This is a genomic window from Thermomicrobium sp., assembly GCF_053493975.1.
The window spans coordinates 1-25,167 of the sequence record NZ_JBRBZA010000014.1; the positions used below are offsets into that span (position 1 = coordinate 1).

Annotated in this window: 23 protein-coding genes; 10 read left to right on the top strand and 13 right to left on the bottom strand. The window is 65.2% G+C overall.

Features of this window, described 5'->3' with window-relative positions:
* Positions 1 to 487: 487 nt before the first annotated feature.
* Positions 488 to 2,104 carry an LCP family protein gene (locus ACWIVK_RS02805; protein WP_448575028.1) on the bottom strand — a complete coding sequence of 539 codons (1,617 nt, stop codon included), beginning with the start codon at positions 2,102 to 2,104 and terminating at the stop codon, positions 488 to 490.
* Positions 2,105 to 2,275: 171 nt separating this feature from the next.
* Between ACWIVK_RS02805 and ACWIVK_RS02810 the strand changes: the two genes are divergently transcribed.
* The gene (locus tag ACWIVK_RS02810; RefSeq protein ID WP_448575029.1) at positions 2,276 to 3,097 is read left to right on the top strand and encodes a c-type cytochrome; all 822 of its coding nucleotides are present in this window, start codon (positions 2,276 to 2,278) and stop codon (positions 3,095 to 3,097) included.
* A gap of 522 nt (positions 3,098 to 3,619) precedes the next feature.
* Here the strand turns inward: ACWIVK_RS02810 and ACWIVK_RS02815 are convergent.
* Both ACWIVK_RS02815 and ACWIVK_RS02820 read right to left on the bottom strand, forming a co-directional pair.
* A complete protein-coding gene (locus tag ACWIVK_RS02815; RefSeq protein WP_448575030.1) occupies positions 3,620 to 4,744 on the bottom strand; it encodes a threonine synthase in 1,125 nt (374 codons plus the stop codon).
* Positions 4,745 to 4,844: 100 nt separating this feature from the next.
* Positions 4,845 to 6,056 (bottom strand): acyl-CoA dehydrogenase family protein, encoded by a 1,212-nt coding sequence (locus ACWIVK_RS02820; RefSeq protein ID WP_448575031.1) that lies wholly within the window; start codon positions 6,054 to 6,056, stop codon positions 4,845 to 4,847.
* A 192-nt stretch (positions 6,057 to 6,248) separates the two neighbouring features.
* Between ACWIVK_RS02820 and ACWIVK_RS02825 the strand changes: the two genes are divergently transcribed.
* The 4 genes from ACWIVK_RS02825 (at position 6,249) to ACWIVK_RS02840 (ending at position 10,115) form a co-directional block, all read left to right on the top strand.
* Complete coding sequence (locus ACWIVK_RS02825) at positions 6,249 to 6,779, top strand: macro domain-containing protein (RefSeq protein ID WP_448575032.1); 531 nt, start codon at positions 6,249 to 6,251, stop codon at positions 6,777 to 6,779.
* 95 nt (positions 6,780 to 6,874) lie between these two features.
* A complete protein-coding gene (locus ACWIVK_RS02830) occupies positions 6,875 to 7,936 on the top strand; it encodes a tartrate dehydrogenase (protein WP_448575034.1) in 1,062 nt (353 codons plus the stop codon).
* Positions 7,937 to 7,946: 10 nt separating this feature from the next.
* Positions 7,947 to 9,146 (top strand): enolase C-terminal domain-like protein, encoded by a 1,200-nt coding sequence (locus tag ACWIVK_RS02835; protein WP_448575035.1) that lies wholly within the window; start codon positions 7,947 to 7,949, stop codon positions 9,144 to 9,146.
* Between the two features lie 315 nt (positions 9,147 to 9,461).
* A complete protein-coding gene (locus tag ACWIVK_RS02840) occupies positions 9,462 to 10,115 on the top strand; it encodes a DedA family protein (RefSeq protein ID WP_448575036.1) in 654 nt (217 codons plus the stop codon).
* Positions 10,116 to 10,209: 94 nt separating this feature from the next.
* Here ACWIVK_RS02840 and ACWIVK_RS02845 read toward each other — a convergent pair whose 3' ends face one another.
* Positions 10,210 to 11,145 (bottom strand): LLM class flavin-dependent oxidoreductase, encoded by a 936-nt coding sequence (locus ACWIVK_RS02845; protein WP_448575037.1) that lies wholly within the window; start codon positions 11,143 to 11,145, stop codon positions 10,210 to 10,212.
* A 481-nt stretch (positions 11,146 to 11,626) separates the two neighbouring features.
* On the opposite strand from ACWIVK_RS02845, the gene ACWIVK_RS02850 reads away from it, so the two are divergent.
* Entirely contained in the window at positions 11,627 to 12,823 is a 1,197-nt protein-coding gene (locus ACWIVK_RS02850; RefSeq protein WP_448575038.1) for an MFS transporter, read from the top strand.
* Positions 12,824 to 12,867: 44 nt separating this feature from the next.
* Here ACWIVK_RS02850 and ACWIVK_RS02855 read toward each other — a convergent pair whose 3' ends face one another.
* From ACWIVK_RS02855 to ACWIVK_RS02875, 5 genes are all read right to left on the bottom strand, one after another.
* A complete protein-coding gene (locus ACWIVK_RS02855) occupies positions 12,868 to 13,785 on the bottom strand; it encodes a hypothetical protein (protein WP_448575039.1) in 918 nt (305 codons plus the stop codon).
* A 475-nt stretch (positions 13,786 to 14,260) separates the two neighbouring features.
* Complete coding sequence (locus ACWIVK_RS02860) at positions 14,261 to 14,614, bottom strand: cupin domain-containing protein (protein WP_448575040.1); 354 nt, start codon at positions 14,612 to 14,614, stop codon at positions 14,261 to 14,263.
* A gap of 25 nt (positions 14,615 to 14,639) precedes the next feature.
* The gene (gene metE, locus ACWIVK_RS02865) at positions 14,640 to 16,931 is read right to left on the bottom strand and encodes a 5-methyltetrahydropteroyltriglutamate--homocysteine S-methyltransferase (RefSeq protein WP_448575041.1); all 2,292 of its coding nucleotides are present in this window, start codon (positions 16,929 to 16,931) and stop codon (positions 14,640 to 14,642) included.
* Positions 16,932 to 17,144: 213 nt separating this feature from the next.
* On the bottom strand, positions 17,145 to 17,612 hold the full coding sequence (locus ACWIVK_RS02870) for a hypothetical protein (RefSeq protein ID WP_448575042.1): 468 nt from the start codon (positions 17,610 to 17,612) through the stop codon (positions 17,145 to 17,147).
* A gap of 99 nt (positions 17,613 to 17,711) precedes the next feature.
* Positions 17,712 to 18,920 carry a DUF711 family protein gene (locus tag ACWIVK_RS02875; RefSeq protein ID WP_448575044.1) on the bottom strand — a complete coding sequence of 403 codons (1,209 nt, stop codon included), beginning with the start codon at positions 18,918 to 18,920 and terminating at the stop codon, positions 17,712 to 17,714.
* A gap of 87 nt (positions 18,921 to 19,007) precedes the next feature.
* Between ACWIVK_RS02875 and ACWIVK_RS02880 the strand changes: the two genes are divergently transcribed.
* Both ACWIVK_RS02880 and ACWIVK_RS02885 read left to right on the top strand, forming a co-directional pair.
* Positions 19,008 to 19,820 (top strand): serine hydrolase, encoded by an 813-nt coding sequence (locus ACWIVK_RS02880; RefSeq protein WP_448575045.1) that lies wholly within the window; start codon positions 19,008 to 19,010, stop codon positions 19,818 to 19,820.
* A gap of 1 nt (position 19,821) precedes the next feature.
* Positions 19,822 to 20,547, top strand: coding sequence for a PIG-L deacetylase family protein (locus ACWIVK_RS02885; RefSeq protein WP_448575046.1), 726 nt, complete (start codon positions 19,822 to 19,824; stop codon positions 20,545 to 20,547).
* 25 nt (positions 20,548 to 20,572) lie between these two features.
* Here ACWIVK_RS02885 and ACWIVK_RS02890 read toward each other — a convergent pair whose 3' ends face one another.
* Positions 20,573 to 21,487 carry an LLM class flavin-dependent oxidoreductase gene (locus tag ACWIVK_RS02890; RefSeq protein ID WP_448575047.1) on the bottom strand — a complete coding sequence of 305 codons (915 nt, stop codon included), beginning with the start codon at positions 21,485 to 21,487 and terminating at the stop codon, positions 20,573 to 20,575.
* Between the two features lie 206 nt (positions 21,488 to 21,693).
* Between ACWIVK_RS02890 and ACWIVK_RS02895 the strand changes: the two genes are divergently transcribed.
* A complete protein-coding gene (locus ACWIVK_RS02895; RefSeq protein ID WP_448575048.1) occupies positions 21,694 to 21,948 on the top strand; it encodes a hypothetical protein in 255 nt (84 codons plus the stop codon).
* Positions 21,949 to 22,887: 939 nt separating this feature from the next.
* On the opposite strand, the gene ACWIVK_RS02900 is transcribed toward ACWIVK_RS02895, so the two are convergent.
* The 3 genes from ACWIVK_RS02900 to ACWIVK_RS02910 form a co-directional block, all read right to left on the bottom strand.
* Positions 22,888 to 23,484: a DsbA family oxidoreductase gene (locus ACWIVK_RS02900; protein WP_448575049.1), complete on the bottom strand. Its 597-nt coding sequence runs from the start codon at positions 23,482 to 23,484 to the stop codon at positions 22,888 to 22,890.
* A 53-nt stretch (positions 23,485 to 23,537) separates the two neighbouring features.
* Entirely contained in the window at positions 23,538 to 23,927 is a 390-nt protein-coding gene (locus ACWIVK_RS02905) for a DoxX family protein (RefSeq protein WP_448575050.1), read from the bottom strand.
* 77 nt (positions 23,928 to 24,004) lie between these two features.
* Positions 24,005 to 24,568 carry a YceI family protein gene (locus ACWIVK_RS02910; protein ID WP_448575051.1) on the bottom strand — a complete coding sequence of 188 codons (564 nt, stop codon included), beginning with the start codon at positions 24,566 to 24,568 and terminating at the stop codon, positions 24,005 to 24,007.
* A gap of 207 nt (positions 24,569 to 24,775) precedes the next feature.
* Here ACWIVK_RS02910 and ACWIVK_RS02915 point away from each other — a divergent pair, with 207 nt between their 5' ends.
* The gene (locus ACWIVK_RS02915; protein ID WP_448575053.1) at positions 24,776 to 25,153 is read left to right on the top strand and encodes a winged helix-turn-helix transcriptional regulator; all 378 of its coding nucleotides are present in this window, start codon (positions 24,776 to 24,778) and stop codon (positions 25,151 to 25,153) included.
* The last annotated feature ends 14 nt before the right edge of the window (positions 25,154 to 25,167 follow it).

Consider the following 25,167-nt stretch of genomic DNA (forward strand, 5'->3'; position numbering starts at 1 on the left):
CGATCTGGTGGTGAAACTGGAGTTCCGCGGGATTCAACAACGGTCGTTCGCGACGAATCTCCTGCCTGGCGAGCCAAGAGAGGCCACGTTCACCTTCGGCGCGTCAGTTGACTGGGAAATGGAGTGCCCGGTCGGCAACTATCAGGCCCTCTGAATGCAGGGAACGATCCATGTCTCCGAATGGACGATACCGAATCCTACACCGACCGCTCAGCCGACGCCCTCGCCCCCAGCTGCTACGGTCACTCCCGCACCGACCATTGTCCCAACGGTCGTGCCATCGCCGAGTCCGGCTGCTGGTCCCGCCACGATGCCGACGCCGCTGAGCACGCCACGCGCCAGCCCACCAGCCCAGGTCGCACCACGCTCGGGGCAGCCGCTCGCCGGCAGCTCAGGGAGAGCCGTTCACCGCGGTCTAGCTCTCCCGGCCGGCGACCTACTGAGCTCGCTCCCCGGTCGGCGCTGTGGCGAGCGCTCCGGCATGACGTCAGGGTGACCAGGAACAGCTGCTCGCTAGACGCGTTTCTGGTTCCGGTTCGACCGACCCAGCGAGCGCGTCCTCGATCGCATTCCGAATCCGGTCACGGTCCGGAATCGGGTACCCACCGGGTGCCCAGCCAGCGACATACCGTGGAGGAGTGAAGCCGAGCGTCACGATCGCCTCAGCGCGCACACCGAGTGCGATCCGGGCGAGCTGGGGTAATGCCTCGCGGGGAATATCGGTGCGGACAGCCCCTTCGACCGCAGCGAGCAGCTGTGGCAACCGAAACAGCACCGTGGGCCAGTCCGCTTGGCGCCAGAGCGCGCCGAGCAAGCAGCGCTGGCGTTGCATCCGGTCGTAGTCGCTCGTCCCCGTGCGGGAGCGGGCGTAGGCGAGCGCTGCATGTCCATCGAGATGCTGTCGCCCGGCTGGGATCTCGTAGTACACCCAGTCTTCACCGGACAGGGGTGGCGAAAGCCACGTCGAGACCGGCCGCGGGACATCGATGGTCACACCTCCCAACGCGTCCACGACGCGCACGAAACCACCCATGTCCACCACGACGCTGTAGTCGATCGGTATGCCGATCAGTTGCTCCAGGGAGCGCGCGAGTGCAGCCGCGCCCGGATCGACAGCATTCGGGAACCGCTCGGCTCGCTGCGAGCCGAGCGTGTACAGCGCGTTGGCCAATCCCGGCCAAGAGCCGTCCGGATACAGATCCGCCAGTTCTCGCGGAATGGGGAGTCCGACCAGATTGCGCGGCACCCCGAACAGCCCGCCGCGCCCGGACTCCACATCGAGGGCAGCGATGATGATCGTGTCAGCACGAGCGCTCCATCGCCCCGGCCCTGCATCCGTACCGACCAGGAGCACGACGATCCGACCGTCAGCGAGGGCAGGTTCGATTGCGCTGGGAGTCCGTTGCGGAACCGATATCGCTGGAGGAACCTCCGCTCCCGGCGTAGACGCAATCCGCTGCTGCGCCGGAGGGAGCTCGCGGTTTGGCGGAAGCAGGGCTGCCTGAGTGGAAAATGGACTCGGCGTCGGCACGATCAAGGTCGTCTGTGCCGAAGCGAACGTCGAGTCCCGCGGACCTGCTGGCAACGCAGCGACGGGTAAAGGCTGGATCGAACTTTCGGCTGCAGCGGGAAACGTCGTATCGAGGAAGTGTGACCAGCGCGCGAGTACCAAGCCGGCTGCACCATGAGGAGCGACGACCGACCCCACGAGCAGCGCTGCGAGCACCAAGTACGGTCTGTGTTTCCCCGCACCGCTTCGACTCCGCTCCAGGAGAGCGATACGCACGAGATCGAGCAGTGCGACAGCCCGGTAGCTACCCAGAACGATGTTCCCGATCACGAAGCCGCGCAGAACACGAGGGCGCAGCAACCAGGTGGCTCCCCAACCGGGAAGCTGGCTCGCCTGCCAGAGCAGAAAGGCGAGCACGAGCGCGGGTGGGACTGCGAGAGCGAGCCCGCGCCACCGGCGCCCGACGATCCAGTGACCTGCTCCCGGCCAGAGTACCGAGGTGACGAGCGCGACCGTAGCGCGCCAGCCAGCGAATGCCTGGACAGCGCTCTTTCGCGGTGGTCGGCGCCCCAGGTCAGCATCATCGAGCAGCATGCGGACACTCCGCTCGGGCACTCACGGTGGATCGCTCCATGATACCGCGCAAGGGACAGCCATGCACCGCACCGTGTTCGCCGACGCTCGATGCACGTTTACCCTGTGTTTACCGACCGTCGGCTATGCTCGTCGCGATCAGTCGTCGCTGGTGGACCATGGAGTCGTACGGTGGACCGGGTCGCAAGCGGAAAGACGCAGCGAACGATTCGCCAGCGGTGGATCGGCCGCATCGGCTGGTTCACCGCTGGGATGCTCTCGACGCTCCTCCTCCTCGGCATCGCCGGATGGGTACTCGCGCCACGGTTGTTGGCTCATCGGAGCGATCTCCCAGGCGAGCGTCGCCTGGCACGGACCCTCGTCGATCGTGCGGCCGCCCGAGGAGCACAGGACGTCCCGTCGCGCCCGCTGAGCGGGGCACGGGCAGTCGAACACGGGCGGATCGTCTATCTCGGTGCCTGCTCGCAGTGCCACGGGGCGGACGCTGACGGGAAGGGGTGGCTGGGCGCGCTTACCTACCCACCGGCAAGCGCCCTGAACGACGCCGACACCCAGGCTCGGAGCGATGCCGAACTCTACTGGATCATCGCGAACGGTCTGAGTTTCACCGGCATGCCTGGCTTCCAGGATCGTCTCAGCGAGGAGCAGATCTGGGCCGTCGTCGCCTATCTCCGCAGCGTGGGTTCTGGTGCGAGCGGCGCGCTTCCCTCTGTCCCGCAACCGTCCAGTGCCGAACTCGCTCGGGCCGATCCGACTGGTAACGCAGTCGCACGGGGGGCAGCCCTCTTCGTCGCGCTCGGCTGCAGCAACTGCCACGGCATAGGAGGCAACGCCCCAGGCCGGCTCCAGCTGCGGGCAACGGATCGGCGCGCCGTCCGCACTATCCGCGAGGGCACCGACGAGGGTATGCCCGCCTATCCGGTCAGCTTACTGTCCGAACCCGACCTCCAGGCCGTGCTGGCGCACATCCGGACGTTCCGCTGTAGTCCGTGAGCGCAGGCTCCAAGTAGCGGCCATCGGACGTGACCGATCGACCTGGTCGCACGGCTGGGCGTCCACTCGAACGGTGATCGTTCCAGCAGGACTGTGTCTTCCGCACGTCGGGCGCCGCGGACGGGCGAGCAAGCGCGCGGCTGACGCTCGCTCGGAAAACCCTGCCGTACCCCCTTGACAAAGGGACACGGATGTGGTGTACTGAGGGTGCGGTTCCGAGGAGTCGGCAACGACCCGCTCGGAGGCACCCGGCGAAGGCTGGGTGACCGTTCCGGACAACCGGATCGGACGAAGGCGTGCACGGCCCTGGAACGTGCGCGCTGATCGCCGAATCCGGCGCCGAGTGAGGAGGTGAAACCTCGTCGCGGCTCACGGAGCGAGCGGGAACCGGGAGGCTCGTCGGAACCGCGTTTTTTGTCGTTCCCCGCCTAGTCGCCCAGTCGGGTTCGAGCTGATGCTCCGCGACGGGTTTTTCCATTTTCCCGCGGGATCACGCGCCGGAGGGGTGTCCTGAAACAGTCCTCATGACGTCTCTAAAAGCTGCTCGACCACACTGCTCGCTTTGAGCCCGCTCCCGGTCAGCACGATGACGACCGGGCCATTGGGTTCCCACCCGCGCCGGACGGCCCGGCGGAAGGCTGCGGCCCCGAGCGCAGCGGTCGGCTCGACATACAGGCCGTGTCGCCACAGCTGGCGCGTCGTCTCGATCAATTCCTGTTCCGAGATCGCCTCCGGCCAGCCACCGCTCTCCTCGAGCATGGTCAGCAAGAGCGACCCACGGGGTGGTGCCGCGATCCGCGCTCCCTCAGCGATCGTCGGACCAGGCTCGACTGCTTCCAGTTGACGCCCCGGCTGTGTCCAAGCGCAGGCGAGCGGCGCGCACGCCTCCGGCTGCGCCGCCACGAGCAGGGGTCCGCGTTCCCCGAGCGCATGCGCAGCCAGGGCCGCACCGGCGAGAATGCTCCCGCCTCCCACCGGGAAGAAACAAGCAGCCGGCCAGCAGTAGCCGAGTTGTTCCCAGACTTCCAGGAGCCAGGTCTTCGTCCCCTCGACGAACAGCGGATGCCAGTTGTGACTGGCATAGGCCACTCCTGGCTGCTCGGCTGCCTGCTGGGCAGCGCGAGCGACCGCTTCGCGCGAGCCCTCGATGAGTTCTACCTTCGCACCGTAGGCACGCGCCTGGGCGAGCTTGGCCGGCGAGGTACGAGCCGGCGCGAAGACCAGGGCCTCCACGCCATGGAGTGCAGCATACGCTGCGAAGGCCGCCGCGGCATTGCCGGACGAATCGACCGCGAGCGCCCGCACACCGGCTGCTACCAAAGCCGCCACCAGCACGCTGGCCCCCCGATCCTTGAAGGAGCCGGTCGGGAGCAGGAAATCCAATTTGAAGAGAACCGGTCGTCCCTCCAACTCCCCCGCAACGAGCGGCGTCATCCCCTCACCGAGCGACCGCGCTGGTCGCGGTACCGGCAGGCAAGCAGCATACCGCCAGAGTGTCGGATCGTCTTGCCGGACGGTTCGTCGTTCCAACCGCACGTCCGACTGCAGCCGGAGGAGCCCCCCGCACGCCGGGCAGCGCCAGACCGTCACTGCGAGTGAACTGCTCCATCCACAGTCGTGACAGCGCAACATCCACTGCTCGGGCATCGTTCTATCCCCCGGATGAGTGAGTCGATCATTTCTCCCGGCGGCACGCTGTGCCGATGGAATCGGTGTGGTCATGCGTGCGCTGCGGGTAACCCACCGATCACGGGCGACCGGGCGGCGCCGGTGACTGCTCCCCTAACTCGAGCCGTTCTTCGCCAGTGCGCCGATCCTTCCCGCGAGACCGGCGAACGAGCTCGCGCACCATGATATTGCGTTGAATCTCGCTGGTCCCCTCGTAGATTTGCAAGAGTTTGGCATCGCGGAACAGTTTCTCGACCGGATAGTCAGGACTGTAACCGTTCCCACCGAACACCTGTACTGCTTCGGTCGCCGCCCACATCGCGCTGTCGGCAGCGAACGCCTTGGCGACAGCAGCTGCCATCGTGTTGTCCTCCCCCTGATCCGCCAACCAGGCAGCCAGGAAGGTCAGCTGCCGTGCGGCCTCCAAGCGAATCTTCATTTCAGCTAACTTGTGACCGATAGCCTGGTGGCGGATGATCGGTTGTCCCATCGTGCGGCGCTGCTGTGCATACGCCAGCGACTCGTCGAGGCAGCGTCGGATGATCCCTGCGCCGAACGCTGCGACCATCGGGCGCGTTCGGCGCAGAGTCCGCATCGCGATCGCGAACCCGTCACCCTCACGACCGATCCGTTGGTCGGCTGGGACAACCACGTCGTGGAACTCGATTTCCCCGTTGGAGATCGCTCGCTGCCCCAGCTTGCGGAGTGGTCGCGTGACGATGCCTGTCGACTCGCGCTCGACCACGAAGACGCTGATCCCGTTGTGCCCAGCTTGCGGATCGGTCTTGGCGAAGACGACGAAGAAACTCGCGATGGGTGCATTGCCGATCCACCGCTTGTGACCATTGAGGACATAGACGTCACCGCGTCGCTCGGCGCGGGTAGCGAGCGCTGCGACATCGGAACCCGCGTCCGGCTCCGTCAAGGCGAAACTCGCATACTCACCCGCCGCCAAGCGCGGAAGCCATCGTCGCTTCTGTTCCTCGCTTCCCCCGATGAGGATCGGCTCGCCTGCCAGGCAACTCGAGCAGGCCGCAGCGGTGAATCCCGCACATGCCCAGGCCAGTTCTTCAGCGACGAGGACGAGTTCCAGCACCCCGAGACCGCGCCCGCCGTACTCCCGCGGGATCGTGATTTCGGTCAATCCCTCCGCGCGAGCGCGTACGATCAACTCGTGCGGATGCCGTTCCTCCTGGTCGTAATATGCTGCTGCCGGCTTCACGACCGTTTCCGCGAATCGCCGCGCTCGCTCCTGGAGTACACGCTGCTCCGCCGTGAGAGAGAAGTCCACGCTCGCCTCCCTTCGCGCAGGCATCGCCCCACCACCGATGTATTCAGGCATGAACCGAGTATCTTGTCCAGAAGTCACGTGACCGCGGTCGGTACGGCCTCGGGCTTGCAGGTGAATCTCTCCCGACCCAGCAGACAGGATAGGATACGGGCGATGACCGACTCGACTCGTTTTCGATCAGGAGGTGGCGGCATGGCGGCACCGCTTCTCGAGGTCCAGGTTGGCGACATCACGGCAGTCGAGACGGAAGCGATCGTGAACGCGGCTAATAATTATTTGTGGATGGGCAGCGGCGTCGCCGGAGCGATCAAGCGGGCGGGCGGCGAGGAGATCGAGCGCGAAGCAGTCGCCCAAGGGCCGATCTCGGTCGGGGAAGCCGTCGTGACGACGGCGGGACGGCTCCCCTTCGCAGCAGTCATCCATGCTGCTGCGATGGGTTACGACGAACGCGGAGCCATGATTCCCGCTACGCCGGAGACCGTCTACGCTGCCACGCGCGCAGCACTCACGCGGTGCGCTGAGCGTTCCCTGCGATCCGTTGCCTTCCCGGCACTCGGAACAGGAGTCGGCGGCCTCGATCTCACCACCTGTGCGGCCGCGATGATCCGTGCTGTTCGTGACCATGCGAGGAGCGGAGCAACGTTGCCGGAGCGGGTCGTCTTCGTCGTCCGCAGCGAGGAAGCAGCCGACGCGTTCCGCCGCGCGATCGCCAGCATGAGCTGAAATGTCTTCGTTCCCAATCGACTCGACGCTGGGTATGATGCGGCCGACGAGGAACACGCGCCTCGGGGGATATCGGACGCACACGAGGAGGCTGTATGCAGCGGTTTCGCATCGCTGTCATCCCCGGCGACGGCGTCGGCAAGGAGGTGATTCCGGCAGGTCAACGTGTCCTGGAAGCTGCCGTCGCGCAGGAGGCTCAACTCGACTGGCACCTCTTCCCGTGGGGATCCGACTTTTACCGCCAGACGGGTGCGCTCATGCCGCCGGACGGCGTCGAGCAGCTCCGGCGTTTCGATGCGATCTACTTTGGAGCGGTCGGCGACCCTCCCCATGTTCCCGACCACGTGACGCTGTGGGGACTCCTGCTCCCGATCCGCAAGCAACTCGATCTCTTCGTCAACGTCCGACCGATCCGTCTGCTCCCGGGTATCCGCGGCCCACTGCGGGACAAGGGTCCCGAAGACATCGATATGATTTTTGTCCGAGAGAATACCGAGGGTGAGTACGCCGGGGTAGGCGGTCGCATCCACGTCGGCACGCCACATGAGGTTGCGCTGGAGACCAGCGTCTTCTCGCGCTTCAACGTGGAGCGGGTGGTCCGGTTCGCTTTCGAGTTGGCGCGTTCCCGGCGCAAGCACCTGACGAGTATCACCAAGAGCAACGCGCAGCGCTTCGGCATGGTCCTCTGGGACGAGGTCGTCCAAGAAGTCGCCCGCGACTATCCCGATGTCTCGGTCACCTCGCTGCTCGTCGACGCTGCGGCCGCACTCATGGTCCGCGCACCGGAACGCTTCGACGTTGCCGTAGGGAGCAATCTCTTCGCCGACATCCTCACCGATCTCGGTGCTGCCTTGATGGGGAGCCTCGGCCTCGCACCGAGTGCGAACCTGGCTGCCGCACCCGGGGTGCCCTCGCTCTTCGAACCGGTGCACGGCAGCGCTCCAGATATCGCCGGTCGTGGTATCGCGAACCCGATCGGCACCGTGTGGGCCGGTGCGATGATGCTCGAGCACCTCGGGCTGACCGACGCTGCCCGACGCATCCAGCGCGCGATCGAGCGGCTCACCGACGAGGGGAAGGTGCTCACCCCCGATCTCGGAGGCACAGCCACGACCGAGCAGGTCGCACAGCGGATCATCGAGCTCCTGGATGGATAGGAGCACCGGCATGCGGATCACGGCTGTTCGCCTGCGCGAAGTCGTCGGCACGTTCCCGTACACTGGGTCGTTCTGGGAGGAACGACTGAGTCGCCCGCTCGATATTTACCCGGAGCATCGCGCCGATCCGCGCGAGTGGTGGCTTCCCGAACAGGAGGGTCCCGGCCCGTACCGGCTCCGCCAGATCTTTCTCGAGATCGAGAGCGACGAGGGAGTCACCGGTCTCGCCGGCCCACTCACCCGCGATGTCGCGCGCGTCATCGGTATTCAGTTGCGACCTCGCCTCCTGGGTGCCGACCCGCTCGCGATCGAGCGCATCTGGGACGAGCTCTATCGCTGGCAGGTGCACGGTCGCAAGGGCGTCGTCATGATGGCGATTTCGGCCATCGACTGTGCCCTGTGGGATCTGCGCGGTCGCTGGAACGGTGATCCCGTGTATCGATTGCTCGGTGGTCCCGTGCGGACCGAGCTGCCCGTCTACGCCAGCACGCTCGGCTACTCGCTGGAACTCGAGCGAGCCACCGCGCTGGCGCGCCAGCTCGTCGCCCAGGGGTTTCGCGCCCAGAAGTGGTTTCCGCGCTGGCCGTCCAGCGACCCACGGACTCGGCTGCGGCGAACGGTCGCGCTCTTCGCCGCCCTGCGCGCCGCCGTCGGCGATGACGTCGAACTCATGCTCGACGCCTGGATGAGCTGGGACTGGCCATTCGCCGTGGCCGCGATTCAGGAACTCGCGCCGCTGCGGCTGCGCTGGATCGAGGAGCCGTTCCTGCCGGATCAACTCGAGGCCTACGTCGCGCTGCGCGCCCGGAGTTCGATCCCCATCGCCGGCGGCGAGCACGAGTACACGCGCTGGGGATTCCTTCCCTGGCTGATGCGCGGCGCGCTCGACGTCCTGCAACCGGACATTTACTGGGCAGGTGGCCTCAGCGAGACGGTCAAGATCGCTGCGCTCGCCTCCTCCTACGGTATCCCGCTGATCCCCCACGGGCACTCGGTACCAGCGACAGTCCAACTGCTCGCCGCGCTTCCTGAACCGGTCGCGCCGTGGGTCGAGTATCTGCTCAAGTGGAACGAACTCCTGCAGTTCTTTTTCCGCGAGCCGGTACAGCCGGTGAACGGCATCATCCGCGTTCCGACCCAGCCCGGTATGGGCGTGGAACTCGATCCCGCCAAGATCGAGGAGGAGCGCGAACTCGACTGGGAAGCATGACGCCACTCGCGGTATCGTGTCTCCGCGGCTGCTCGGCTGAGACACCGCGAAGCTCGCGACACGGTCATCGCGCCCGAGCACAGCGGACTCTCCGGCAGCGACGGTCATTTACGGTGTCGTGGCGACCGGGCGACTCGCTGCCTTCCGAATACCCGAGTCGAAGCCGATGGATCGGTCGCCAGCGAGCCGCGGCCCGAAAGAGAGGATGCAGCGAAGCAGGCTGTTCCCTATGCTTGTTCAAGGGCAGTCCGGAGGCGTGACCTGGCCGGAACGGTCACTCTCTCGAACCCGTCCCAGGAAGGAGCGCTCGCGAGCGTGCAACAGTGGGTCACCGAGACGCTGATCGCTCTGGGCTACCTCGGTCTCTTTCTGCTCCTCGTCGCTGAGACGATTTTCCCACCGATCCCGTCCGAAGTGGTGTTGCCGCTCGCCGGGTTCCTCGCCGGACGAGGCTACCTGGACGTCCGCCTCGCTCTCGTCGTCGCGACGCTGGGCTCCTACACTGCGGCGACGCTTCTCTATGCGGTCGGACGGTTCGGCGGCCGGAGCGCGCTCCTCCGTTTCGGAGCATGGTTGCGCCTCGATCCCGCGACGGTCGCCTCAGCCGATCGCTGGTTCCTCCGCTGGGGATCGCTCGTCGTGCTCGGGGGTCGGCTCGTGCCGGTCGCCCGCAGCGTCGTGTCGGTTCCGGCCGGTACCTTCCGCATGCCCTTCTGGCGTTTCAGCGTCCTGACGATCGTCGGGAGCGCGGCGTGGAACACGGCCCTGATCGGGAGCGGCTGGCTACTGGGCGAGAACTGGGAACTCGTTGCCGACTGGGTCGATCGTTACACGACAGTGGTCATCGTGCTGGCCGCACTCGGGCTCGCCGTGCTCAGCGCGCTCGCGATCCGGCGCCGTTCCCGCTGGCTCCCGCGTGTCCTCCGCCAGCAGGCACCGTCGTCGCACCATCGCGAGAACCGTCGATAGGCGAGCCGACTCGTCGCGCGGACGCACGAGCACGACCGCGCGGTCACCGGTGAGCTGGCATACCCGGTGAACAGCCGCACCGACCCTCGGCGATTCACTCGGTGCGGTCGAGCACCTCCAAAACGCGACCCAGCTGCTCCAGTCCTTCCAGCGTATTCGGCTCGATCCGCAGCTGGAGATGGTGGATTCCGGCACGAGCGTACGCGCGAAACTCCTCGGCGATCTCCTCCGGCGTGCCGCGCACCGGATCGGCGACCACACCATAGATCCGGCCGTGGCCGGGGAAGGCGACCAACGCGGAGGCCGAGAGCGTCACGCTCGACCAGTCCCGCCCGACATCCCGACAGGCGGCTCGAAACGCCTCGATCTGCGGCCCGAGCCCGCTCGCTCGGTTTCCCGTGAAATCATAGTAGGTATTCCAGATATCGGCATATTGGGCAGCCAGTCGAAGGACCCTCGGCCCGTTCCCACCGACCAGGATGGGTGGCCCCTGAGGGCGTGGACCACGCGGTCGCAGCAAGCAGTCGTGCACTGTGTAGAATTCCCCCTCGTAGTCGATCCAACCGTTGCGCAGCAGACCGTGGACGATCGCCAGCGCTTCGGCGAACCGACTGACTCGTCGATCCCAGGGAAAACCGAAGCGGCGAAATTCCGACTCCGTGTTCCCGGCTCCCAACCCGAGGATCAGTCGACCACCCGAAATCTCGTCGACCGTTTCCGCCATCTTGGCGATCAGTGCCGGATTGCGCCAGTTGGTGCAGAGAACGAGTGTTCCCAGCGTGATCCGTTTCGTGACCGCGGCGAAGGCGGAAAGGAGCGACCAGCATTCCCAAATGCCTTCAGGTTCCCCATCCGGCGTGCGGTAGAGGAGATGATCGACGACCCAGAGCGAGTCGAGCCCGATCTCCTCGGCGAGGCGTGCCATCGCCTCGAGATCGCTCCAGCGCGGAAGACGCCCGTTCCAGCGATATTCCCCTTGCGGGACCAGGATACCGATCCGAAGCGGTCGGTTGCGCACCGAACTGGTCATTCGCCGTCTCCCTTCGCTCTCCTCGACCCTGCATCCGAGATCGTTTTTCGCGCGTTCGCGGACAGCGTGCAACGAGCCTGGGAGAAACGGCGCACCACGGTGGCCTCCTGGCACCACAGCGAGTGTCACGATCAGCCGTCGCGCCCACGGCGACGAGCGCGCCTCTGACGACGACGGGAAACGATGGCGTTCGTGCCACACCGATCAGCCCACGACCGATCGTTCCGGCCGCGCGATCAGGCTCGATTGTCAGCGTGGGCAGAGCGGGTTACTCATCACTCGCGCCGACCGACGCGCCGACGCGGGTGCTGCATCGAGAAGCCACCGCGTACCTGGTAGCGCGCAGGATCAGCGACATGCGCGTCGCAACCGGACTCAGCCCGTACCAGCCCCATGGCAGAACCAAGCGCGTGCGTGCTCGCTGCTCCAGCCTGTACGCGAGCGTCGTCGCGTGCGCTAGGATGAGGCACGGGAGGGAAGGATGGAACGCGGGCGTCGCGCGGGAGAGCGAGCACGACTGGCGACCTTCATGCTCGGCCATTTCAGCGTCGATTTCATGAGCGGGCTCCTGCCGGCCCTTTATCCACTGCTCGCGGGCGAACTCGGCCTCGATTACCGCCAGATCGGTACCCTCGCCCTGGCTTATACCGCGGCCGTTTCCCTGACTCAGCCGTTTTTCGGTTACCTGGCGGATCGCTGGGGTGTGCGGTGGCTCGCGCCGCTCAGTCTCCTCTGGTCCGGCATTTTCCTCGGCCTGTACGGTTTCGTCCGCCGCCCGGAACTGCTTTACCCGTTCGCCTTCCTGGCCGGGTTCGGATCGGGCGCGTACCACCCGATCGGTGCATCGCGGGCCGCGGCGCTCGCTCAGGAGCACCAGCGGAACACGACGATGTCGATCTATACCGTGAGCGGCACCATCGGCTATGCACTCGGCCCGTTGGCTGGGGTGATCCTCTTCCGCGCCTTCGGGCTCGCGGGCACGCTCATCGCTGTCCCGATCGGGCTCCTCGCCGCGGGACTCGTCCGCTGGGGACTCGGTCAGTTCGCTGAGTCGCTCCCGCCGTCGGGCCGGCAGAGCAACAGCGCGACTCGTCAGGCGATCGCTTGGCGAGCGCTCCTCCCGATCCTCGCTGTGGTCATGTTGCGCAGCTGGGCCTTCATGACCGTCGCCACCTTCGCCCCGGTCTGGTATCGCGAACTCGGTTACGACGTGCTTTACGGGGTCGTCGCGACCGTCATCGTCGCCAGTGGAGCCGCCGGGACTCTCCTCGGCGGTTTCCTGGCTGACCGCCTCGGCTCCTGGCGCGTCCTGCTGGGCTCGTTGGGACTCGCGATCCCTGCCCTGCTGGCGTTCGCTGCCACGACCAGTCCAGTCGGTCTGTTCGCTGCAGCCAGCTTCGGTCTCGTGGCCGATGCCTCCGTCTCCGTCACCCTGGTCGCTGCACAGCGCTTGCTGCCTGGTCGCGCCGGCGTCGCATCCGGATTCATCCTCGGCATGGGCTTCGTCACCGGCGGGATCGGTGCACCGGTGACGGGATGGGTCGCTGACCGGATCGGCCTGCAGGCAGCGCTCGGCCTCACTGCACTGGCATTGGCCGCTGCCCTCGTGCTCTGCTGGTCGATCCCGGCCGCTGCCCTGCGGCGCCCGGCGCTCGCACCGGCTGGCGGCCGCTCGTGACGGTACGGATCCGACTAGTCCGGCGCGGACGGTGAGCGTTGCGCTCACCATCCCTTCGGGCTGTAGCGTCGGTAGGCGAACTCAATGTAGCGATCGTCCATCTTCAGAGCGGCAGCCACTAACTGCTCGCCACTCTGCGGAATCAGGGCGCGCTCACCCGGGTTCTCGATCTGTCCGAGCGACACTTTGACGAGAAAGTCCCGGTAGTCCTCGAAGTACGACAAGAGATGCCGGAGAATGGCGTAGCGGTCGACCGAGCGGATCGCCTCGATCATCGTCTCGACCACGCTGACGACCGTCTCGTAACCGACTTCCTCCCGCCTCCAGTCCTCCTCGATGTTCCAGAGCGGGCGCCCGAGTTCGCGCTCCAACCTGGGGTCCGCGGTGATGATGCCCTCGAGCAGACAGCCAGCGGCTTCCACTGGCCTAGCCAGCTTGGACAGTGCCTGCATCGCCCGCTTGGTCCAGAGCCAGCACCCGCGGGTCTCCTCAACGGTGAGCCCGAGCTTTTCGCCGATCCCTGTCTGCACACTTGGCTTATAGACGATTCCCAACGACTCGCGCACCCAGTCGCAACCGAGGGGCTCGTCGATCCCGAGCCACATTCCGGCATGGCCGGGAACCGGTTCACCCGGATCGGCGCACGCGAGATCGAGCCACTTTTCGACGCCGAGTTCGCGCGCGAGCTCGTAACCGTACTTCCCGAGCGAGCCGAAGTGGTAGACGAACCGGCACATCCCGAGATCAGGAGCTTCCTTTCGCAAATACTCCCAAGAGTCCTCGGACAGCGTCTCCAGCTCATCCAAATCGACGAGGGAGCCGAACCAGCACGCCCAATAGCTGAGATCACCGAGCTCTGCCTCGAAATAACCCTCGTTGTCGTACCAGCCGCGGTATGCTTCCTGGTAGAGGCATTCGTAATAACCATCATCGAACCTCTCATAGAAGCTGATGTCGTCCATCTGACCTCCTCCTTGCGCTCGTCCGGACCGACCGTCATCGTCAGTCTGGCCTCGGCACGAGAACACAGGTGTTCCCGTCCCGGGCAGTTCGCTCGCGGCTCATGCCGGCCAGCCCCCGTCGTCGAACCGCGCTCGCAGCGGTCCGGTCGAACCCGGAGCCTCCGCTCGCCCTCTGCAGCGTCCTGCCGCTCGATCAGCGAGGCCGGGTACCTCGCTGGACCGCGCCGGAGACACCGACATGCGCCGCACCCGACCGCACACCGGTGCCCCCGGCGCGAGTGACGAGCGCAGTCGAAGGCCCGCCGCTGCGACCCGCGTCCCCGGAGCGCAGCACCAGCCGGACGCAGCGATGCTCTGCGCCGCGACGATGCAGAGTGACTCGTGACATCCCCAGGGTCTCGCGCCCGCGATCGAGTCCGCTCGCCTGCGAGCCTGCCGCCAGGAGTCAGCCGACCGCTCGGCTGCTCCTCGCTCCTCAGGCGCGCTCGTCGGACGGAGCGAGCAGTTCCAGATAGTCCTCCCGAACCGGATGGAAGATATCGTAAAAGACGACCGCGTCGAGCGCCTCTGCCTCGTGTTCCGCACCCGAAGGGATATGGATCGCCTCGAACGGGCCGAGCACCCGCTCCTCGTCACCGATGCGGAAGCGCAGCCGGCCACTGATGACGAGACACATCTGTTCGTGCGGGTGGGCATGCGGCGGCGTCTTCGCTCCGCGTGGTGCCTCCACGCGAACGAGCATGAGCCGATCGCCGGTGAAGGGCCGCAAGGTGAATGCGCCGAACGGCAAGGCGGGGAGCGAACGCGTATCGACTGCTCGGCCCATCATCGCCCCCAATCCACGTCCCTCCCTTTCACCGAACCGGCGCTGCGAAGCGCGCACGGAGTCGCCGCGCGGCTTCGACCATGTTGCTGAGCGATGGCCAAACCTCCTCCGGACGCCGGGTCTTGAGCCCGCAGTCCGGATTGACCCACAGTTGCTCCGGTCGCAGGAAGGCGAGCGCGCGCTCGAGCAGCTCGAGCATCTCCTCGACGCTCGGGATCCGCGCGGAGTGGACGTCGTAGACACCCGGACCGATCTGCCGCGGGTAGCGGTACTCCTGGAAAGCCTGCAGGAGCTCTCCCCGACTCCGGCTGTTCTCGATCGAGATGACATCCGCATCGAGCGCGTCGATCGCCTCGATGATGTCGTTGAACTCGCTATAGCACATGTGCGAGTGGATCTGCGTCTCGTCGCGAACACCCGAACTCGCCAAGCGGAAGGCGCGCACGGCCCACTCGAGATACTCCGACCAGTCCGCTCGACGCAAGGGCAGCCCCTCCCGGAGTGCCGGCTCGTCGATCTGGATCATGCTGATTCCGGCAGCCTCCAGGTCACGGACTTCGTCGCGCAGCGCCAGCGCGATCTGGTAGGCGACCTCACGGCGCGGGATATCTTCGCGGACGAACGACCAGTTCAGGATCGTCACCGGACCGGTCAGCATGCCTTTGACCGGTTTCCCGGTGAGCGACTGTGCATACCGACTCACGTCCACTGTCATCGGTCGTGGCCGCGCCACATCGCCGAAGATGATCGGCGGTCTCACCACGCGGCTGCCATACGACTGCACCCAGCCATGCTCGGTCAGGACGAAACCTTCCAGTTGCTCGGCGAAGTACTCCACCATGTCGGCACGCTCGTACTCGCCGTGCACCAGGACATCCAGCCCGATCTCCTCCTGACGCCGGATGACCTCGGCGATCCGCTCGCGAATGAACCCCCAATAGTCCTCATCCGAGAGCTTGCCGGCACGCCAGCGTGCACGAGCCTGGCGGACGTCCGGCGTTTGCGGGAAGCTGCCGATCGTCGTCGTCGGAAAGAGGGGAAGTTGGAATCGCGCTCGCTGGAGCGGTTCACGCAGCTCGTACGGCGACCGACGCCGGAAGTCGTCCTCGGTGAGCGCGGCCAGTCGTTCGCGGACGTCGCGCCGGTAGACGCGAACCTCGTCCAGCGCCAGGCGGAACGCCTCCGCGTTCTGCTCGAGCTCTTCCAGGATCGCCGCACGTCCCTCGTTGAGTGCGCGCGTCAAGATCACCAACTCTTCCAGTCGTTGCTCGGCGAACGCCAGCAATGCGCGCACCGCAGCCGGGAGCTTGGTTTCCAGTCGCACGTCGTGCGGGAGATGCAACAGCGTGCAGGACGGCTGCACCCAGATGCGGGCCGGTTCCACATGCTCGGCGATCTCTTCCAGCTTCTCGAGCGCTTCCACGAGATTCGTGCGCCAAATGTTGCGCCCGTTCACGACCCCGGCGCCGATCACTTTCCCCTGCGGAAAGCCGTGCCGGTTGAGCAAAGCTCGGTTGCCGTCGTCCCGGATGAAGTCCAAGCCGATCCCTTCGACCGGCAGACTCATAACGACATCCCAACTCGCATCGTCGAGACTGCCGTAGTAGGTCTGCAGCATCAGCTTCGGACGAGCGCTCGCCTCGCCGAGCACGCGATAGGCTGCCCGGAGCAGCTGCAACTCTTCGTCGCTGCGATCCTGCACGAGAACCGGCTCGTCCATCTGGACCCACTCGGCGCCAGCTTGTGCGAGCCGCTCCAAGACCTCCTGGTAGATCGGGAGCAACTGCTCCAGGTGCTCGCGCAACGGCCGCTGGTGATACTTGCCGAGGAGCAACAGCGAAACCGGACCCAGCAAAACCGGCTTGGCCGGTCGTCCCAAGAGCGTCGTCGCCTCGGCGAACTCGAGGAAGGGCTTGGCGCTGGCCAGACGGGGGCCGGGTGCATCGAATTCCGGTACGAGATAGTGGTAGTTGGTATCGAACCACTTCGTCAACTCGAGCGCTGGAACACCCGGTGCCCCCCGCGCCATGGCGAAGTAGGTCGGCAGACTGACCTCTGGCTCGGCCGAGCCGAACCGGGACGGCACGAGCCCGACCAGACAGATCGCATCCAGGACATGGTCGTAGAGGCTGAAATCGTTACATGGAATCTGATCGATCCCGGCCTGAAGCTGCACGCGCCACGCTGCTTCGCGGACTGCCCGAGCCGTCTCTTGTAAGGCCGCTGCATCAGCCTGACCGGCCCAGTAGCGCTCGAGGGCCCGCTTCAGTTCACGCTGCTTGCCGATTCGGGGATAGCCGAGGACCGAGCTCTGGGCCATGTGCTCCCTCTCTCCTCCGTTGGGTTCACTCAGACTCGCGATCGCTCACCACGACTCGCTCGGCGACGATAACACGCGACGAGTGCATCGTCAAAGGGCTGACGAGCGCTCGCTGCATCGCGAGCTGGCCACAACCGAAACCTGGCATTCCGGACGAGAAACGGGGAGGCACGTTGGTGTGCACCTCCCCGCCTTTCTCGAGCGCCGATCTCTTCAGGACTCGGCACCGTCGGCGCTGACTCCCTCACTCACCAGTCGCCGGATCATGCGCGCGACCTCCGGCTTCATGAAGTAGATTCGCCGGCCTGGAGCTTCGTCTCCACCCGTCCGAAACTCGACCGGATCCTCTTTGTGTGGGAAACGCCGCATCGCGTGGCCAACCGAACTGAGTCGCCCGCCGATGACACGGGCCGGTACCCCGAGTGCCCGCTCGAGTTCCACCATCGGGTACCCCTCAGGACGCTTGGCGATCTCCGCGAGAATCTGCCGCGCGCCGTCCTGCAGGCGGCTCCAGAATTGGCGGAACTCTTCGAACGTCCACGGTTCGCGCTCACCGAGTGGCCGCATGCTCTCACTGACCTCGAACTCTCCTGTCGTCAGTCCAGCGAGTCGTTGCAGCACTTCCTGAATCGCCCCGATCTCTTGCGAGTCTCCCTCGATCGTGATGACGATCCGCGCCATCGCTTCCTCCCGAAATACCGATCCTCATGATCAACACACGAATCATACTCTCACACTGCATTTCACGCAAGTCCTCCTATCCACCCTTTTTCTTCCGGCTCACTCTCCCTGAGTGTTCTGTTCATCCATCAGAGCGAACCAGCTGCTCGGAATCGTCCCCAATACCGGAAGAACGCGGGCCGGCGCAAAATACGGAAAATCGAACTGGACGAGTTCTCCAGCTCTCTTTCCTGGCACAGGCATGAGACGAGTAGTCAGTGGTTTCCCCAAACGGATAGCCAGCGTCGCAGTATCGAGAACGATCGCGGCGAGCTGCTCGACCGTCGTCTCACCGGGCAAGGGAACGACATCGAGCCCGACGCCACAGACCGCAGCCGCAGCGAGCAAAAACGGCAGCGAAACCGGATCACCGCCCGCTCGCATCCCGAGTACCCCGTCTTCGAGAACCGGCAACATCACGCCACAGAACCCGGTGCGCGGCACCGGAATGTCGCGCAGGACCCGTGTCAGTGACGCGATCACCGTCAGCGTTCCCACTCCCCCGAAGGGCTGGACACCGAGCCGCTCGATCGCGCCAGCGATACTGCGCGTGATCTCCGGGTGCGGTGCCAGGGAGAGGTCGATGCCGAGAAAGCGCGCCCCCACCTCGCCCGCCATTCGTTCCGCGACAGCGACGAGTCGGCGCACCCGGGCCGTCAAGCGCTCACGCAACCGACGCTCAGCCTCAGCCAATGACTGCGCGCCGGCGAAGGCCTCGCCGGCCTCGTCCGCCGCTTCCCATGCGACCGATAACGCGAGCGGTCCACCGTCATGGTACGCTGCCGGGAAGAACGGGATTCCGGGTGGGCAGAGTGCCAGCGCCGCGAAACGTAAATTGCCTAGACCTCCCGGTGTTCGGCGAGCGAGTGCTGCGATGATCTCGGCGGCCCAGCGGACTGCTGGCAAGGAGAGCGTCCCCTCTTCGTCGGTCACTGCGAGTGCCGCGAAAAGGCGTTCCTCAGCCACCACTGCCTCGAGCAGACCCGGACACCAGGCAAGCTCCCGAGGACGGACTGGCCCTATCGAGACATAGTCGAAACCCCACGCCTCCGCCAGCCGACACAGGGCGCTCGCCAGCGCTCCCGTCTCCCCCGGAGCGACGATCGTCGGAAACGGCTGCGTGGCCAGCCGTACCGATTGCAGCTCGAGACCGCTCTCGACACAGCCAGCACGCACCCGCTCGACGACGCGACCGAGCTCTTCTCCACCCCTGATCCGCCCACCGTTCCAGCTGGTCGTCCACCCGACGGTCACCGCTCGGACACGCACGGCTCGCCTCCCACGAGATATCGCCGGTCCTTCACCGGCGTATATCTGCCATGCGTGCCGAGGGCGGGGAGCAGCGGGGAACGCCCGATGCTGCAGCGCACGATCGAGCAACTCATCGGACAGGTGCCTGCTCGCGTCATGCTCCTCTTTCGCGACCTCGACGAGGATCTCGAAATCGCATATGACGCCGACCGTCCCGTCGCGGCTGCGAGCACGATCAAGCTCTTGGTGCTGGCCAGACTCTATCGCGCCTTCGCCCGCCAGCAGCTCGATCCGCGAGCCCGTGTGCGGATCGCATCTGACCAGCTCGTGCCCGGAAGCGGAGTCCTGCGCTGGTTGGCCGAGCCGCCTCCGCTGAGGCTCCGCGACCTCGCTGTTTTGATGACGATCGTGAGCGACAATGTCGCAACGAATGCACTCATCGACGTGCTCGGCTTCGCGGCGATGGAGGAACTCGTCGTCGAACTCGGCCTCACCGGCACCGCACTGCGACGCCCGTTCTGGGGACGCGCAGCCTACCCCGGCGAGCCGGAAAATCTGGTGACCGCCCGCGATCTCGCCACGCTCCTCGCTGCTCTGGAACTCGGTCACATCGTCCCAGAAGGACATTGGTTGGACGATCTGCGCAGGCTGCTCCGCGCACAGCAATTTCGAGACATCATTCCGGCACGTCTGCCAGAAGCGATCATCGTCGGTAACAAGACCGGTACGCTCCCCGGCTATGTGCACGATGCTGCTCTGCTTTGGGCCCCGTTCGGACGGGCTGTGCTCGTTCTGCTCACTAGCGAGGTGACGGATTTCGAAGCGACCCGACGCGCGCTCGCTGATCTGGCCAAAGAGATCGTCGAGCACTGGCAACAGACAAGGCAGCGAGGCGAATCGACGAGAGGAGGACACTGAGATGTCCGATGTCCTGCTGCGCCATGTCGGGGCACCGCCGGCGGCGCAGCGCGTCCTGGTGATCGGTGCCCATCCCGATGATCCGGAATTCTTTTGTGCCGGGGTGATCGCCCGCTGGATCGCTGCCGGGACGATCGTCCACTATGTCGTCGTGACATCGGGCGACAAGGGACTACCAGAGGACTGGGCTGATCCTCGTCCCTTCAGCACGGTTCGCGAGTACGAACAGCTCGCTGCCGCTGAAGAACTCGGCGTGCAGGGTGTGACGTTTTTGCGTCTCCCTGACGGTGAAGTGTTCGATACGCTCGACCTGCGTGCTCAACTCACTGCGGAAATTCGGCGTTTTCGTCCCGACATCGTCTTGACACACGATCCGCTGACGCGACTTTACCGCCAGCATCCCGATCACCGCGCGGTGGGAGCAGCGGCCCTGGCAGCGGCTTTCCCAGCGAGCCGCTTGGCCACCTTCTTCCCTGAGCAACAGGAAGCTGGGCTCGAGCCCCATACCGTTCGAGTCGCCCTGCTCTTCGGTACCGACCGGCCCGATACCTTCATCGACATCGCACCCGTTTTCGAACGGAAGCTCGCTGCGCTCCGCCGTCATGCCAGTCAAGTCAACGCCTTTCCAGGAGGGTTGGAAACCCGAGTACGCACGCGCGCCCGCGAGGCTGGCGCACCAGCAGGGTTGGAACTCGCCGAAGCATTCCTGTGGGTCGACCTCGAGTGAGCACGCTGCAACGGTGCGCCGCAACTCACGGCAGCCCGACCCGATCCCAGACGCGCGGGATCACCTCCTCGACGAAGTGGCGAGCCTGGGCCAGATAATCGCCGGCTACCGGCCAAAAGATGAACGTGTCCATACCGAGCTCGACGAAGCGCGCGATGGCGTCTACCCATGCCTCCGCTGGCCCGCTCAGAAAACCCGGGCGCGTGACCCGATAAGATCGGCCGCCCGGAACGTCGAGCACCCCGAGCAGGTTATAGAGCCGACGGATGGTGCGAGGGTCGCGACCAGCTCGTTCGGCACCTTCGTTCACCCACTGGTTCACCTGCGATAACTGTTCTGGGAGAACGTAGGGCGTCGAGACAGTGATGCCATCGGCCAGCTCGCCGGCGAGTCGGAGCGCTCGTGGCTTGATCGCACCGACCCAGAGCGGGATCGGGCGAGTCGGCGCAGGCCCGAACGCGAGATGATCGACGCGAAAGATCGACCCCTCATAGGTGACCGGCTCACCGCTCGCCGCCTTCTCCCACAGGAGCCGGCAGAGTCGCAACGCATCCTCGATCGCTGCCAGCGCCTCACCTGGCGACCAACGGGGTCCACCCATCGCGGCGATGCCGTCCCAAAATGCACCCGATCCCAATCCCAGCTCGACCCGCCCTCCGGTCAAGCGGTCGAGGGTCGCTGCTGCTTTTGCCAGCATCGGCGCTGGACGGAGAGCGAGTGTGGCCACATTGATCAGAACATGGACGCGCTGGGTCCGCAGCGCAACGGCTGTCAGGACTGTCCACGTCTCCGCGAAGCGCGGGTTGTAGGCGTGATCTTGCATCGCCACTAGGGCGAGGCCAGCGGTATCTGCGAGTTGGGCCAGTGCTTCGACTTCCCATGGACGATCGATGACTGGGTCGATGTTCAGTCCGAAGGCCAAGCTCGCTCGCTCACGCACCGTCGGTACCCCCGTTCCAGTTGCGCACTGCTCCTCTTTCTCCACCTAAGCAGTTGTAGGATGACGACCAACTCGCGCCGGAACGCGTTCACCGGATCGTCGCATCGCTCTATGGCTGCCGAGGAGTCGGCTGCAGCCTCCGGATCGCACTGGAGAACGCGCTCGGAGCGAACGTTGGAGGTCCAGGCAATGTATGGTGTCTGCAGTTGCGGCGCGATGAAGCTGCACACTCGATCCGGCTCGTCCAACGCCGCAGGCCAAAACCACAGACTGGTGAACCGGTCTTGCCAGCAGTGTACGAAAGCGATCGCCGCGGGATCGATCCGCTCGACCGCCTCACCCATCGTTCGCAGTTCCACCAGCACCGTGAGCGGCTCAGCGCGAGCATGACCGCTCAGGTCTCGTCCCCTGCGCGCGTCATCCTGGGCTGGAAGCCATTGCGGATCGTCACCGTCTGCTGACGACCTCGGGGGCATCGTACGGCTGGACGAGTCCAGCATACGGCAAGCGGGCAACCGCTCGGTCGAACGATCGATTGATCCTGGCTGGGATCGAGCGAACCGGACTCGCTCGATCGACCTGGGGAGTGGTGCGTACGGCGAACGCGCGTCCGGGAACGGGTAGTCCGCATTGCTTCGGCATGAGCCAGAAAACGCTCGTGCGGTCGTCGGACGCCGCTGCACAGCAATGTGCCCAGTTCTCGATGCGTGTCCCCTCCAGTGACTGGGCGCCCCGCACGTCGTAAAGCCTCGGCAGAGAGACGCGTGGAGGCAGCCATTCATCAGCTCTTGCCGAGCAACGATCGCATCCGTGGCCAGCCTCTACCGATCAGGGCCTCGATCGAGTGGACCGGGGTCGGTTCGCGGCTCGCTCCTCTCGATATCCTCCGGTCACCGTGAGTCCAATCGCGCACGTGTCCGACAGCCAACCGGAGTGAACGAAAGCCTCGCTCAGCACCATGACTGCCTCTCAGAGGTGAGGGCGTGAACCACCCGTGGTCTCGAGAGCATCCCACGCAGCGACCGCCTCGCGATCCTCTAACGCGAGGACGCTGGTGCGTCACGCGGTCGAGACTGGCCGCAGCTCGCGCCAGGACTCCTAGCTGAGCCGAGGGAAGATTGGCTCCTACATGTGCCAAGTGTCCCATTTCGTTGTGTGCAGCGAGCTCAGTAAGCAATGTGCAGGATGTCATGAACATCGAGTCCGGTAGGGTGATCCTGAACGGTCACCAGGTCGAGATTCGCCAGGTCTGCGACCTGCGCCGACTCGCGCACGCAATATGCCCGTCGTCACGACCCATCCGACCTCCCACCACCTCCAGCAACGACCGCGTCGGCACTCACTGCCGGAAAGGAGAGTGCGTGGACAGAGTGGACAGAGCGGGCCGCACTGACCCACCGTTACTGAGACGTGCGAGCCAGCCGTTCCTCCACCGCGTGCAACCAAGCCTCGTACTGCGCTTCGCTGCGCGCACCGCTCGAGAGATACTCCCCAGCGGCGACCAGTGTCGGCACCGCCCAGACACCGAGTTCCCGCGCCCGGGACAAATCTGCCCGCACAGCGTCGAGGACAGTCTGACTGCGGTACGCCTCTTCCCACGCCTGGACATTCAAGCCGACGTCAGCTGCGCACTCGCGCAGCACCGTCTCGTCGGCAATATTGCGGCATTCGATCAAATGCGCCTGCTGAATTCGATCGAACAGGTCCCAATGCGCAGCTTGGCCACCGAGCACTTCGGCTGCCTTGCAGGCACGGAGACCAGGTAAGGAGTACGGATAATCGAATGGTCGTGTCGCCATCAGGTCGGGTCGGAAGCGGTGCTCGTCATCGTATCGGTTGGCCATCCGCCAGTGCTCGAGGATTTCGGCTTTGCCGCGTTCCTTCGAGCCGAAGAGCGCGACGATCGCCTCCGGTGTCGGTGCCAAGGCAAAGCACCGGTGCACGAAACGGATCTCAGGATGACGGGCCGCTACTCGTCGCAACCGTGGCGACGCCACGGCGCACCATGCTCAGAGAACGTCGTGAAAGAACTCGACGACGATGGTCACGGTCAGCTCCCTAAGCTGAGCGGCCACGGCGTCGGCACCCCGAGGAAAGCGAGCGCTGCCCCAGCCAGCGCGAGATTCTTCAAGAAGTGTGCCATCTGATTGGCCCGCATCATGGGATCGCTTTCCGCCCAGAAATTGTGCATCCAAAAGGCAACCGGCACGAGAAAGATGATGAGAAGGAGATTACCGATGACCGGCTGGTACCCGGTCGCGACGCTCGCACCACCGAGGAGCAGCATGATCCCGGTGATGATGACCGCGGCCTCCGGGGCTGGAACTCCTTTGGATGCAGCATAGCCACTCATCGCTCGCCACATCGCCAAGTGATTGACGCCGTTGATCACGAAGAAGAGCCCGAAAATCACTCGACCAGCCAAAAAGGCCCACTCCATATTCTCCCCCTCTCTGTCGCTCATCGAGCTGCAGCGAAAGCGAAGCGGGGGCGCAAAGAAGCCCCCGCCCTTGCTTCTCACGCCGCGTCCTTGCGCACCAACTCGACCTCGATGAAGACGTCGACTGTGTCACCGACCAGCCAGCCACCGGCTTCCAGAGCCACGTTCCAACTGGCCCCGAAATCATGCCGGTTGATCTTCGTTCGCGCCTCGAACCCGGCACGAACACCTCCCCAGGGATCCTTGGCGACACCGTGAAACTCGGCGTCGAGGACGACTTCCTTGGTCACTCCACGAATCGTGAGATCACCGACGACTCGGTAACGGTTTCCTCCGAGTGGCTCGATGCGCTTGCTCACGAAGGTGATCGTCGGATACTGCTCGACGTCGAGAAAGTCCGCTGAGCGAAGATGCGCGTCTCGTCGCTCCTCGCGCGTATCGATGCTCGCTGCATCGATCGTCACCTCGACCTTGCCATTCTCCGGGTGCGCTGGATCGAACTCGACCCATCCCGAGAACGACTTGAACTGCCCACGCACGGTCGTCACCATAAGATGCCGAACCGCGAAGGTGATTTGGCTGTGGGCAGGGTCGATCTCCCAACGGGTCAAGCCTGTGAGTTCCGGCGCGACCGTCGTCACCTCGGATCCTCCTTTCCCCGTCCGACGCTACGCAATCCGTAGCAACTACGGCTAGCATAGTGATCGCATGGCGAGCTGTCAAGAGCGCGATCCTGACATCGCTGGCCTGCGCGGCTCGGTCGCTGGTCTCCTGGTCAGTTCTGCCGTCGAGGATGGCACCACACGTCCCAGGAGAGTAGCGCAGTACAATGAGAACAGCGAGGTTGGATGATGCGACGCGAGAGCGCACACGAAGCCACCTGTCCGATCGCACGCGCAGCTCGACTGCTCGGTGACCACTGGGTGCTCCTCATTCTCCGCGAACTCGGTCGAGGGAACCGTCGTTTCCAGGAACTTCTTCTCGGTACCGGAATCAGCCCCGCCGTTCTCTCGCAGCGCTTGCGGTACCTCGAAGCCGAAGGTCTCGTCTCCCGCCATGCATACGCCGAGATCCCTCCGCGCGTCGAGTATGCGCTCACCGAAAAGGGACGGGCTGCTCTTCCGCTCATCGACCAACTGCGCGAATACGGTGAACGTTGGCTGAGTCCGGAACCCCCCGAGAACGCTGACCTCGAGTTCGTCGAGCCAGCTTCAGGCGACGCATGAAACGAAGAGGGAAG

Excerpts from the sequence above, each read along its gene's own strand:
- ACWIVK_RS02805 (WP_448575028.1), bottom strand. The coding sequence starts at position 2,104 with ATGCTGCTCGATGATGCTGACCTGGGGCGCCGACCACCGCGAAAGAGC.
- ACWIVK_RS02815 (WP_448575030.1), bottom strand. The coding sequence starts at position 4,744 with ATGCCCGAGCAGTGGATGTTGCGCTGTCACGACTGTGGATGGAGCAGT.
- ACWIVK_RS02825 (WP_448575032.1), top strand. The coding sequence starts at position 6,249 with ATGGCGGCACCGCTTCTCGAGGTCCAGGTTGGCGACATCACGGCAGTC.
- ACWIVK_RS02830 (WP_448575034.1), top strand. The coding sequence starts at position 6,875 with ATGCAGCGGTTTCGCATCGCTGTCATCCCCGGCGACGGCGTCGGCAAG.
- ACWIVK_RS02835 (WP_448575035.1), top strand. The coding sequence starts at position 7,947 with ATGCGGATCACGGCTGTTCGCCTGCGCGAAGTCGTCGGCACGTTCCCG.
- ACWIVK_RS02845 (WP_448575037.1), bottom strand. The coding sequence starts at position 11,145 with ATGACCAGTTCGGTGCGCAACCGACCGCTTCGGATCGGTATCCTGGTC.
- ACWIVK_RS02850 (WP_448575038.1), top strand. The coding sequence starts at position 11,627 with ATGGAACGCGGGCGTCGCGCGGGAGAGCGAGCACGACTGGCGACCTTC.
- ACWIVK_RS02855 (WP_448575039.1), bottom strand. The coding sequence starts at position 13,785 with ATGGACGACATCAGCTTCTATGAGAGGTTCGATGATGGTTATTACGAA.
- ACWIVK_RS02860 (WP_448575040.1), bottom strand. The coding sequence starts at position 14,614 with ATGATGGGCCGAGCAGTCGATACGCGTTCGCTCCCCGCCTTGCCGTTC.
- metE (WP_448575041.1), bottom strand. The coding sequence starts at position 16,931 with ATGGCCCAGAGCTCGGTCCTCGGCTATCCCCGAATCGGCAAGCAGCGT.
- ACWIVK_RS02870 (WP_448575042.1), bottom strand. The coding sequence starts at position 17,612 with ATGGCGCGGATCGTCATCACGATCGAGGGAGACTCGCAAGAGATCGGG.
- ACWIVK_RS02880 (WP_448575045.1), top strand. The coding sequence starts at position 19,008 with ATGCTGCAGCGCACGATCGAGCAACTCATCGGACAGGTGCCTGCTCGC.
- ACWIVK_RS02885 (WP_448575046.1), top strand. The coding sequence starts at position 19,822 with ATGTCCGATGTCCTGCTGCGCCATGTCGGGGCACCGCCGGCGGCGCAG.
- ACWIVK_RS02905 (WP_448575050.1), bottom strand. The coding sequence starts at position 23,927 with ATGGAGTGGGCCTTTTTGGCTGGTCGAGTGATTTTCGGGCTCTTCTTC.
- ACWIVK_RS02915 (WP_448575053.1), top strand. The coding sequence starts at position 24,776 with ATGATGCGACGCGAGAGCGCACACGAAGCCACCTGTCCGATCGCACGC.